Annotated in this window: 13 protein-coding genes and 1 pseudogene; 6 read left to right on the plus strand and 8 right to left on the minus strand. The window is 41.8% G+C overall.

All coding sequences use genetic code 11. The annotated features are described in order from the left end of the window. On the minus strand, positions 1-573 hold a 573-nt coding region (locus ENH88_RS12560), incomplete at its 3' end, for an arginase family protein (protein ID WP_304182602.1). A 447-nt stretch (positions 574-1020) separates the two neighbouring features. Here ENH88_RS12560 and udp point away from each other — a divergent pair. Then, positions 1021-1776, plus strand: a complete 756-nt coding sequence (gene udp / locus ENH88_RS12565) for a uridine phosphorylase (protein ID WP_304182603.1) — start codon at positions 1021-1023, stop codon at positions 1774-1776. Here the strand turns inward: udp and cdd are convergent. The 3 genes from cdd to ppc all read right to left on the minus strand — a co-directional run bounded on the left by cdd (position 1757) and on the right by ppc (position 6091). Next, a complete protein-coding gene (gene cdd / locus ENH88_RS12570) occupies positions 1757-2677 on the minus strand; it encodes a cytidine deaminase (RefSeq protein ID WP_304182604.1) in 921 nt (306 codons plus the stop codon). The two genes, udp and cdd, sit on opposite strands and share 20 nt — an antisense overlap. A 48-nt stretch (positions 2678-2725) precedes the next feature. Next, positions 2726-3103 carry a hypothetical protein gene (locus ENH88_RS12575; RefSeq protein ID WP_304182606.1) on the minus strand — a complete coding sequence of 126 codons (378 nt, stop codon included), beginning with the start codon at positions 3101-3103 and terminating at the stop codon, positions 2726-2728. Between the two features lie 342 nt (positions 3104-3445). Continuing rightward, a complete protein-coding gene (gene ppc, locus ENH88_RS12580) occupies positions 3446-6091 on the minus strand; it encodes a phosphoenolpyruvate carboxylase (RefSeq protein WP_064665320.1) in 2646 nt (881 codons plus the stop codon). Positions 6092-6311: 220 nt separating this feature from the next. Here ppc and ENH88_RS12585 point away from each other — a divergent pair, with 220 nt between their 5' ends. The 3 genes from ENH88_RS12585 to ENH88_RS12595 are packed head-to-tail and all read left to right on the plus strand — an operon-like array spanning position 6312 to position 8034. Continuing rightward, positions 6312-6677, plus strand: a complete 366-nt coding sequence (locus tag ENH88_RS12585; RefSeq protein WP_304182608.1) for a thiol-disulfide oxidoreductase DCC family protein — start codon at positions 6312-6314, stop codon at positions 6675-6677. Beyond that, entirely contained in the window at positions 6677-7411 is a 735-nt protein-coding gene (locus ENH88_RS12590) for an SDR family NAD(P)-dependent oxidoreductase (protein ID WP_304182609.1), read from the plus strand. The genes ENH88_RS12585 and ENH88_RS12590 overlap by 1 nt, the downstream gene beginning before the upstream one ends. An 8-nt stretch (positions 7412-7419) precedes the next feature. Next, positions 7420-8034 carry a flavin reductase family protein gene (locus ENH88_RS12595; protein WP_304182611.1) on the plus strand — a complete coding sequence of 205 codons (615 nt, stop codon included), beginning with the start codon at positions 7420-7422 and terminating at the stop codon, positions 8032-8034. 5 nt (positions 8035-8039) lie between these two features. Here ENH88_RS12595 and ENH88_RS12600 read toward each other — a convergent pair whose 3' ends face one another. Next, entirely contained in the window at positions 8040-8732 is a 693-nt protein-coding gene (locus ENH88_RS12600) for a LysR substrate-binding domain-containing protein (RefSeq protein ID WP_064665324.1), read from the minus strand. Positions 8733-8767: 35 nt separating this feature from the next. On the opposite strand from ENH88_RS12600, the pseudogene ENH88_RS12605 reads away from it, so the two are divergent. After that, a pseudogene (locus ENH88_RS12605) lies at positions 8768-9079 on the plus strand (isochorismatase family protein); the annotation flags it as partial. 99 nt (positions 9080-9178) lie between these two features. Here the strand turns inward: ENH88_RS12605 and ENH88_RS12610 are convergent. From ENH88_RS12610 to ENH88_RS12620, 3 genes are read right to left on the minus strand one after another with little or no spacing between them, the layout of a single operon-like run. Then, a complete protein-coding gene (locus ENH88_RS12610) occupies positions 9179-9571 on the minus strand; it encodes a hypothetical protein (protein WP_225736436.1) in 393 nt (130 codons plus the stop codon). 20 nt (positions 9572-9591) lie between these two features. Further along, positions 9592-10530, minus strand: coding sequence for an ornithine cyclodeaminase family protein (locus tag ENH88_RS12615; protein WP_064665326.1), 939 nt, complete (start codon positions 10528-10530; stop codon positions 9592-9594). 2 nt (positions 10531-10532) lie between these two features. Next, positions 10533-11573, minus strand: coding sequence for a M24 family metallopeptidase (locus ENH88_RS12620; RefSeq protein WP_304182614.1), 1041 nt, complete (start codon positions 11571-11573; stop codon positions 10533-10535). Between the two features lie 72 nt (positions 11574-11645). Between ENH88_RS12620 and ENH88_RS12625 the strand changes: the two genes are divergently transcribed. Continuing rightward, positions 11646-11735 (plus strand): hypothetical protein (locus ENH88_RS12625; RefSeq protein WP_304182615.1); only part of this gene is annotated, 90 nt, incomplete at its 3' end.

Consider the following 11735-nt stretch of genomic DNA (forward strand, 5'->3'; position numbering starts at 1 on the left):
GCGTTTACCTTGCGCACGCTTGGCTTTTAAATACGCTTTGGTTAGCGGGTAACTAATTGAGTGATCGCCACCAATACCAAAAATACCTTTATCAGTAAACGTTGCATAAAAGCTATCGCACACATCTTCAGTAATTGATAGCGGACTTACGTAATACTCACTGTTTGGGTTGTCGTATAACGCTTTTTGACAATTGCTGATTGTTGCGTCATTAAGGTATTTATCGTGTAACAGGTGTGGAATAACCCGTACATCCCCTAAATCAAACGACTTAGCCTGAGGCTGCTGATCAATCAAAGTAGAGCGTAAAAATAATGGCCCCCAGTTTGCGCCACGTAAAATACCGCCGCCACAATCAGAGCTAATACCTAAAGTCACCGCTTTATGTTCACTGTGGTTTAGGCTATCAAGTGACTCGCGCCATAAGGTATCGACATTATCTTCTTGTCCATACAGTTTTATGCGCAGTGCTGCTTTACGCTCTTTTGCGGTATTCACCGTAAAAACGCCATCACCAGGTGGGCATAAACAGTGTTCAACTTTACTTTTAAATGTCTGCCATTGTGTGCTCATAACGATTCCTTACTGTGTTCTTTTGCGTAATTATGCAAAAAGAAAGCTGCTAAAAATAAATTTAATAAAAGCTTCATTTGCCATTATCGACTTAGCTAAATGCTCATAACCGAGCCAACAGCGCCTGCTAACAAATGTTTTATATTCATATAAAACATGTAGTTAACCTTTATTTTTTAACAGCGTATAAATTCAAATTATATGCTTAGTAAGATAGATATAGTGTCTACACGGACAAGTCAACCAGCATGGCTATTGCATCGTTCTTCTAGCTGCTTGATTATTCAAATGTAATGAATAAACCTTAATTTATAAAAACGGACATCCGTCCTGTACAGCATTTCGCATTCTGGTAATTATGCTAAATTGACAACGACTGTTTAAAAATTAATGTGGGAATCACGTTAAATTCAAAAGTCATAATTTCAAAAGTAATAAGGCTTCACTATGGAAAAGGTATTTCACTTAGGACTCACTCGTAACGATTTACAAGGCGCAACACTGGCTATTGTGCCGGGCGATCCAGACCGTGCTGCACGTATTTCTACGTTTCTTGAAAACCCAACATGCCTTGCTCAAACCCGTGAGTTTCATGTTTATTTAGGGCAACTCAACGGCCACTCGGTGGTGATTTGCTCAACCGGTATTGGTGGTCCCTCAACTTCCATTGCTGTAGAAGAACTTGCACAATTAGGCGTTGAAACGTTTTTACGTATTGGTACAACGGGCGCTATTCAACCGCATATTAATGAAGGTGACATTTTAATCAGCCAAGCCTCTGTACGTTTAGATGGCGCAAGTCAGCATTTTGCCCCCCTTAGCTTTCCTGCCGTATCAGATTTTTTTGCAACCCAAGCGATGGTTAATGCCTGTGGTAATTTAGGGATTGATTTTCATATTGGAATTACAGCATCAAGTGATACCTTTTACCCAGGGCAAGAGCGTTACGATACCTACTCAGGTTATGTACCAAAAGCGTTTCAAGGTAGCTGTGAAGAATGGCAGAAGCTGGGCGTAATGAACTATGAAATGGAATCGGCAACGTTATTTACCATGTGTGCAGCACTGGGCTTAAAAGCCGCCTGTGTGGCCGGCGTATTAGTTAATCGTACTCGCCAAGAAATCCCCAATGTAGATCACGGCGAGATTGAGAAAAAATCAGTCGCCGTGGTACTTGAAGCTGCTAAATTGCTACTGGCTTAACAGCTAAGCTGATACTTTGCAGTGCCGGTAAGTCAGTATAACTTGCCAGTACTGCTTGACTTACCATTAACTGATTTTCTTTCCCTTGCGTTTGTACCAGCTCAATCCCTTTAACAACATCTTTCGTCATCGCCAAGCCGGCTAAATGTAACTGGCTTATCGCACTTTGCAGTGGCGATAAACTAGGGCTATAGGCGGCATTTTCAGCGTAGCGGCCATAAAAATCACCGTTTGCAAAAGTGCTAATTTTTACCGCGCTGTAATTTTCAGAGTAAGGTACATACGCACTAAGCGCACAACTTAGCAAGATTTTGTCCAGTTCAGCAGTTGCAACAAACTGATGCTGTTGTGGAGCGGGATTAAACAAACTATACGGATTACCTAAATCATTAGGTCCAAAAGCGTAAGGCAGTAAGTCGGCTAATTTAAACTGCTGTTTTGGCAATAGAATATCAAAGCTCTGCGCATCCGCTAATTCATTCATAAATTGACGGCAATAACCACAAGGTGCATCACTGATAGCAATTTTGATAATTTTTTTCGCGCCATTAAGCCACGCATTATTAATAGCCGATTGCTCTGCGTGCACTACCAAGCTTAATGCTTGCTGGGCAAATTCAACATTCGCGCCAAAATAAAAATGTTGCTCACCTTGTGAGTCGAGGCCACACACTATTGCCCCTACAAAAAACTGGGAAATAGGTGCAACGGCAAACTGCGCCGCAATAGGAAGACAAGCACGTAATATTGCATCCACTGGCTGATCATGCTGTTGACATAGGGTTGCCACATCAGAGCTGGGTAAAATACCCGCATGATGCTTTATTATAAGATACAACTGTTGTTGTTGCTCAGCACTGAAGCTAAAAACAGTACCAGCTTGAGTAGGTATTGTAGGCATAGACTAGTTTCATAATTGAATGGCTAACTAGTCTAAAAGGTTCAACGCTTAAATGCTAGGCTGATTTACTAACCAATTTTTAGCGCTAGTAAAACAATCGAAATTTTCTGCTTTGAGATCAAAACGTTTTGCCTTTTGTAAAAACAAATCGTGCATAAAACCGTCAAAACTAACGACCCTAGCAATAAAACAACTTGCTAACCAATTTGACACAGCTGGCATTATCGTTAGCAAATCACTGGCCGGAAATTTATGCGTCAACTCAGACACATCAACGAGTAATTTATTACTGCCGTAAATAACTACATACTGCTGGGCTATTTGATAAAAGTTCATCACATCCTGTGCACTTGCCGTCCCTCTGAGCGTCATCATAATTAATGACGTGGATGCATCATACGTGATGCAAGTAGACACATTTGACATTTTAACTACTCGGTAATTAATACACTTGCCATAGAGGCAAAACTGCGCACATTCTAGATAAAAAAACACTACAGTCAATATCTAACAATAAATCAGGTCAGACCAGGTTGATAATTCAAACTAAAGGATGTCTTTTGGTGCTAAAAAAACACCTTATTATAACCAAGTTATAACCTGCAACAGCTTACCGATAGGACGTTTAATGGGGATAAATATAACTTACTTAGGAATATATGCGCCGAACCTTACCAGCACGGCGCACGATTTGTGATCACTTGACCAACTAATGGACCCTCACGCAGTTAAACATCGCAAAGAAGTCCACTCCTAACTATTAGCTAATCAACCGGTATTACGCATCCCCGCGGCTATACCTGTCATAGTGATCATAAGTGCATTATCGATATCACCAGAGCTGCCTTCTGCCGCCTCGCGCGAACGCTTAAGTAACTCAACCTGAAGTACATTAAGTGGATCCGTATACGGGTTACGCAGGCCTATAGATTCTTTGATCCAAGGTTGATCAGCCAGTAAGCTTTGTTGCGGGCTTAACGATTGCACCAATGCAATCGCTTGCTTAAGCTCTTCGCGAAGTTTATCTCCCAGAGGCTTATATTGCTCTTCAACTAAGGCATCATCATAATGCGCACTTAACCAGCTATCCGCCTTACTAAATACCATTTCCAGCATTTCTAAACGAGCACGGAAGAACGGCCATTGTTGACTCATTTCATTAAGCGTCTCTGCGCCGTACTTTTCAAGTGCCGCTTGTAATCCCGTTAAGGCACCTAACCAGGCTGGCAACATTAAACGGTTTTGGCTCCATGCAAAAATCCACGGTATAGCCCGCAGGCTTTCAACGCCACCATGTGGATTACGTTTTGCTGGGCGAGAACCTAAAGGTAACTTACCAAGTTCTTGCTCCGGCGTAGCCATTCGAAAGTAAGGGACGAAATCTTCGTCAAAACGCACCACATTACGGTAATGCTCACATGACTTTTCGCTGATCAGCGCCATTACATCACGCCATTCATCTTTTGGCTCTGGTGGTGGTAGCAAATTACTTTCGAGCACCGCACCGGCGTAAATATTCAAGCTTTCAAGGGCAACATTTGGTAAACCAAATTTAAAGCGGATCATTTCCCCTTGCTCTGTTACACGCAGGCCGCCTTTGAGTGAACCTGGTGGTTGCGAACGTAGGGCTTGGGCAGCAGGTGCGCCACCACGGCCAACCGTACCACCACGACCGTGGAATAATACCAGCTCGATACCACGTTCTTCGGCTAACTGTACGAGTTTATCCATCGCTTCATATTGCGCCCAACCCGCGGCCATCATACCCGCATCTTTGGCTGAATCTGAATAGCCGATCATCACGTTTTGCACGCCTTCAGCTTGACCACGATACCAATTATTATCCAATAACTGGGTAATAACATCGCTGCCTGCATTTAAGTCATCTAAGGTTTCAAATAATGGTGCAACAGGCAGTTTAAAGCTACAGCCGCTTTCTTTTAATAACAGTTGCACTGCTAGAACATCAGACGCTGTGCGTGCCATTGAAATGATGTACAAACCAAATGTAGAAGCATCTTGCTTAGCAATCACATCAAAGGTATCGAGCACTTCTTTAACGTCTGCACTTGGTTGCCAATGTTTTGGAATAAGCGGACGACGAGAATTAAGTTCTGCCAGTAAAAATGCTTGTTTGTCTTCTTCTTGCCATTGGTCGTAATCGCCTAAACCTAAATAGCGAGTTAACTCAGAAAACACACCGCTGTGACGCGATGAATCTTGGCGTACATCTAATTTAGCTAAGCGGATACCAAAACTATTAATGCGACGAAGCACATCCAGCAGTAAGCCATTGGCAACTACGCCCATGTTGGTTTTTAACAATGAACGATAACAGGCTTCAAGCGGCTGCTTTAACTGGTTAATATCAGTCACCACATCTTGTGCATCTGTGCGCTTATTCATAATCTTAGCGCCAAGGTGAGCAACCGTTTCGCTTACTTGTGCTTTAAGTACTTTCAGCACTGCACGATACGGTTCAAAATCTTGCCCTGCGAGCTCAACTAATTCGTCACTTGCTTGCGACATTGAAAGCTCAGTGCTCAAAGTGTCGATATCACGGCTGTATAGGTCAAGTGCCATCCAACGACCATGATCAAGTACTTGTTGAGTCACTTGTGCAGTTACAAACGGGTTACCATCGCGATCGCCGCCCATCCAAGAGGTAAACTCAACAGGACTGTAATCATTAGGTAACTCTAAATCCAAATGCTGTTTAACTTCTTTACTAAAATCGCGTAAAAAGCGTGGCACTGCATGCCAAAGGCTGTTTTCGATAACTGCAAAGCCCCATTTTGCTTCATCGATTGGGGTTGGCCGAGAACGACGGATGTCATCGGTGTGCCATGCTTGGCTGATCAACTGCGCAATACGGTTTAAAATATTTTCACGCTCATAAGGCAGGTTATCGGTGCGCTCAAGCGCAGCTAAACAATCACTTAGCTCTACATGTTTATTGATAATGGTACGACGTGTTACTTCAGTAGGGTGTGCGGTTAACACCAAATTGATATGCAGCTTTGCGAGCGTGTCGGCAATTTGATTGGGATTGACTTTACCGGTTTGAGCCTGACTAGCCAGCGCTTTTAAAGTTTGCGTAAGCGGGCTTAATTGGCAAAAACCAACATCATTAAAACGTGAGATAGTGTGAAATTGCTCTGCAACATTCGCTAAATTTAAGAAGTGATTAAAAGCACGAGCTACCGGTAGCAACTCTTCATCGGTTAAAGCATGCAGAACATCAATTAAGGCTTGGCGGTCTTGCTCGTTTCCTGTGCGTGAGGATTTTGCTAAAGCACGAATTTCTTCCACTTTATCTAAAATCGCAGGTCCTTGGGCGTCTTTAATCGTTTGGCCTAATAACTGCCCTAATAAATTAACGTTCCCACGCAAGGCGGCATATTGTTCACTCATTCCTGATACTCCATTGTTGATGTTTATACCATAAAGGTACTAATAATAAGCTGTCTTCGATTTTTAAGTGTGGAGTGTGAGATAGATAAAAAATCGACATTCTGCTTACCTTTATATTTGTAAGACACTATTAATATCATCCCAGCAGTTAATTTAACAGATCCAAAGCTTATTCTATTTCGTAACAAGAAATAATGTACCGATCAATTAAGACATGCTTATGATCATTTTTTACGATGCTAACTGCCCTTTATGCACCAAAGAAATGCGATTGTTAAAAGAGGCTGATAAACATAATAAAATCGCTTTAGAAGACATTAACGCTGATGATTTTGAGCAACGTTTTAATCATATAAAGCGCCAAGATGCACTGGCTTTTTTACATGGTCAACGCGATAACGGTGAAATGATTTACGGATTAGATGTGACATTTGCAGCATGGCAAACGGTTGGCCGTCATTCATGGCTAAAGCTGTTACAATTGCCGGGAATACGTTTTATTGCCGACCTAGGTTATCGCTTGTTTGCTAAATATCGCAGACAGATCACACGCATTTTTTGTCAATCAAGTTGCGGAATAAAATAATGACTAACGTTTATATTATGTTCGGCGCAAGCAGTGCAATTGCCCGCGCGTATCTAAAAGAAATTGCCAAACACGATCCGCAAGCTGTGGTTTTTTGTGTAAGTCGCAGCACGATTGACACATCAGCTGTCGATATTACTGTTGAACAGTTTGTTTGTGACTATTCCAAAGCAAGTCTAAATGAGTTAACAAACTTACTTAAAGGGCGCGAGGTGTCTCCAACTCAGGTGATTATTTTTAATGGCCAATTACATTTTTCGCAATCTATGCCTGAAAAAAAACTCGACGATATTGATGAGCATTATTTCAATACCTTGCTCAACACCAATGCACTGACTCCCATTTTATGCCTGCAAGCAATCGCACCGTTACTGAACCATAAAATACCTTGTACTATAACGGCCTTAAGCGCTCGGGTAGGTAGCATTACAGACAATAACTTAGGTGGCTGGTACAGCTATCGCGCCTCAAAAGCAGCACTCAATATGTTATTTAAAACCGCAGCGATTGAACTGGCACGCAGGGCAAAACAGACGAGATTGGTACTATTTCATCCGGGCACAACAGATACTGAGTTATCAAAACCATTTCAAAAAAATGTTCCCGCAGGCAAACTATTCAGCCCTGATTTTGTGGCTAAGCAACTTTATACCCTGTTACAGCAACCAGAGCAGCTAACGGATGTAGGGCAACCTGCTTATCTTGATTGGCAAGGCAAACATATAAATTGGTAAGGAATTTTATGCATTTCACAAAACAACAGATCAATGAACTAGAGCAGCGGTTTCGGACACATTTAATCAATTCATTATCTGGTTTTAAAAGCGCTAACCTTATTGGCACACAAGACAAACTTGGTAACACTAATCTAGCTATTGTCAGTTCGGTATTTCATTTAGGCGCGCACCCACCTTTAGTAGGCATGATCATGCGTCCGCACAGTGTGCCTCGTCATACTTTTGAAAACATATTAGAGACCGGCGTTTATACTATCAACCAAGTGAATAGCGAGATTTATCAACAAGCACATCAGACTTCCGCTCGCTATGATAAAGATGAATCTGAATTTGCTGCCACAGGTTTAACAACCGAGTACCTAGCTGATTTTTACGCTCCGTTTGTCGCGCAAAGCCGCTTAAAATACGCTGTAAAATTAGTTGAACACCAACACCTAGCAATTAATGGTACTGAACTGGTGATTGGTGAAATTATTGACTTACATGTTGACGATAATGCAGTGCAAGAAGATGGTTTTATTGATTTAGCGTCAATTCATACGGTAGCTGTCAGTGGCCTCGATAGCTACCACACAACGCAGGCAATCGCCCGCTTACCTTATGCAAAAAAAACACCTTAAATTTACTAAGCTTCAGTAAAGGATTGATAGTACTGCGCTATGAAATCAATCAAAGCACGAACAGCGGGTAACTGTCCTCTTCTTGAAGGGTATACTAAATGAATAATATCCTTCTTAGGCTGCCATTGCGGTAAAAGGTGGATTAAGGAGCCCTGTTTTAATTGTTCGTTTACCATTAAAGAGGGTAACTGTACTACTCCGACTCCTTTTAAAGCAGCACTTCGCAGCGCAACCATATCTGTGGTTACATAACGGGGTGTATGGGAGACAGCTATTTTTTCATTTTCAGTGCCTGACAAAGTCCATGCATATTGATGCTGCGGCTCACCCAGCCCTAAACTTGGCCATTGTACGAGATCAGTTGGCGTAGCGGGCAAACCCATTTTCTCAACCAGTGCCGTACTAGCGACCAAGCATAAGCCTCGCTCTGATAACCGCTTTAACACTAAATCACTGTCTTCAAAGGGTTCTGGACGAACACGAATAGCAATATCAACTCCCTCTGCTAGCAAATCTACCCGTCGATTGGTCGCTTCAAGGTGGACCTGTACTTTGGGGTATTCAAGCATAAAATCGGCAATGACGTGTCCTATATGTACATGTAAAAGAGCAACCGGGCAGGTTAATTTTATAGTACCGCAAGGCTCTGCATGACTAAATTCAATAACCTGTTGCGCGGCTTCTGCTTCAACCAACATTGCTTTGCAGTGAGTTAAAAAAGTAAAGCCACAGGAAAAAACAAATCATTATTGCTGAAGTAGTAACTGAAGTATGCGTTGCATTCCCCGCTCTATCCGCTTTAGCAGAAGGTTTTGAAGTCTTCGTGATCACTGATGCTTCAGGCACCTTTAATGCTATGACTCGTGATGCAGCATGGGAGCGCATGTCTGCTGCTGGCGCACAACTTATGAGCTGGTTTGGTGCTGCCTGTGAATTACATAGAGATTGGCGTAACGATGTTGAAGGGCTTGGTACTTTATTCTCAAACCATATTCCTGATTATCGTAACCTAATAAACAGCTACTCAACCTTCCAAGCTAAATAACCTACTATTAAACAAGGGGCAAGCCCCTTGTTTTGTTATTAACAACCAAAAGAATATAATCGATTTACATACCTAGCATGCTCGTTTGATGCACCTTATTTATCGATCAAAAAAACAACCACCCATCCACAAACTAATACCGCTGAGCAACCAGAGCAGTGCATAGTTTTGCCACAACTGTGCATTGTTATAGACCTTTTGTGGGTTATTTTTATCAACCAATAGACAACAAGGTAGACCTTGTTTAAATCGAGAAAATAGCGTTTTATCATAACTTATCAACACACTATGTAAGTGGCTATTAAATCTAAAACTAACTAACATTGACTCTGGTGGCAGTAATTCATGTGCGCCAATACGTGTATTAACTGCATTGGTAATATCATCAATTTCACATACTCGCCAACGCTGCTTACTTACTTTACATTTTAACCACCTGAAAATAGGCAATAAGCCTGCACCAACAAAACAACCACCTAATATAAAAAGCATGGTGCTCATCATTATTAACCTTATAAAGATTGATACACGTGATATGCGGCTATTAAATCACTCAATGCCGTACCCACAGATTTAAACACCGTAATATCGATTTCATTAATACGAGCATAGATGTTTGCTTTCGCTAACTCAGCTAATTCGGCGCATAGTTGCTGCTCGTTGAATACTCCTTCCTTTATTGGAATAAGTAACTCACCGGCTTCGCTTAATACATTTGCTTTGCTATCAACGTAAACGCGACTACGTGTAATTGTTGCGGTATCGCATTCTCTTGCGTCACTATGGTGGTTACCAATTAAATCAACATGGGTGCCTGATTTTAACCAATTGCCATCAAATAATGGGGTTGCACAGCACGTAGCACAACTGATCACATCTGCACTGTAAATTGTGGCCTCGTTACTTTGCCCTATTACAAATTCGACTTCAGTAAACGCCCCTTGTAAGCGACTTTGTAAAGCTAACAGCTTTTCTTGATTCCGAGCAATTAAAGTGACTCGTTTAAAATTTCGGACAGCCAAATGCGCTCGCACCATATACTCGGCTAAGTTACCACTGCCAAAAAATACTAAATGTTTACTATTCTCACGGGATAAATAATGGCTGGCCAGTGCAGACACTGCTGCTGTGCGCCATAAAGTAATACGCGTACCATCAACTAAAGCTAACGGCTCGCCATGCTCTCGCGAAAACAACATTATTTTAGAATACAAAGACTCATACCCAGCTTGGCTATTTTTAGGAAAATACGTAAATGCTTTAACACCAATTACGTGCTCGTTCCATGCGGGTAATACCGCAAACGAATCATGGTTTAAATCACTATTATCAAGCTCATACACATTTCGCTTAGGCATACCAAAATCGCGAGCAAAGCCTTGCTGCATTGCGGTTAATAAACTCTCAAAATTAAGGACATTATCGATGTGTGCTTGCTCTATAACTTGCATTGTTATAGCTCCAACTCAAAAGGTTTAGGGGCATGTGTTAAAATCTCATAGCCCGTGTTGGTAATTAAGATGTCCTCTTCTAAACGCACACCACCAAAATCAGGGATATAAATACCCGGCTCTATGGTAATCACATTACCAACGTCTAATATGTGCTTGCAATTGCTATTGATAAACGGCTGTTCGTGTAAGAAAAGCCCTAGCCCGTGACCAAGTCCTTGCCCAGCATAATCCCCAAAACCAGACCCATCGAGTATGCGTTGTGATGCATTTTGTAAGTCAATGCAATGAACGCCAGGTTTGATTAAATCAATCGCAGCTTGTTGCGCCGTCGCTACAGCATTGTAAATTTTCGCTTGTTTAGTTGATGCTTGGCCTAATACGTAGCTACGGGTCATGTCTGAGCGATAGCCGTTAACAACAGCGCCAAAATCGAGGGTAATAAAATCACCTTCTTTAAGTACGCGATTACTTGGGCTGCCATGGGGTAGCGATGTACGCTCTGCAAACATTAAAATCGTAGCGAACGCCATGCCTTCTGAACCTAGTTTTTGCATTCTAAACTCTAGCTCTAGTGCTAAATTTCGCTCACTCACCCCTTCTTTAAAATAAGGTAAAGTTTGAGATAAGGCTTCATCAGCAATGGCGGCTGCGGCTTTAATCTGTGCAATTTCCCACTCATTCTTGATCATTCTTAGGCGCTCAACCAAGCCTTGCACCGCCACCAAAGTGTGATCAGTTAATTCATCAGCCACTTGCTGCCAAAGCGCTACATTAATAAATACGGCATCAAAGCCTAGTTGACTATTGGCGGGTATAAAACGATTAATACAATAGCCCAAACTTTCGTTGTCGCGATCACGGCTTATCACTTCAAAACCTTGGCACTCTGCTTGAGCACGTTCAAAATAACGATAGTCAGTGATCAATACACAACTTTGTTGCGTGACAATCGCATAAGCAGCATTACCACTAAAGCCGCTTATGTAGCGAATGTTCTCATGGCCTAATACTAATAACGCCGTTAAATTTTGCTCTGTCATACATTGTTTTATTAATTGTTGGCGATAGGGCAAAGTGTTAACATTGAAAGTATTTTGGGTTCAGTATTTAACGTGAACATTTGGCAGTCATGCAATGTTAAAACACATACTGCAATTATTCCTCGTGTTACAGGCACAGCTTTTGTTACAGGCAAACATACA

Origin of the sequence: Pseudoalteromonas prydzensis (assembly GCF_011050055.1) — a bacterium.
GTDB lineage: Bacteria > Pseudomonadota > Gammaproteobacteria > Enterobacterales > Alteromonadaceae > Pseudoalteromonas > Pseudoalteromonas prydzensis_A.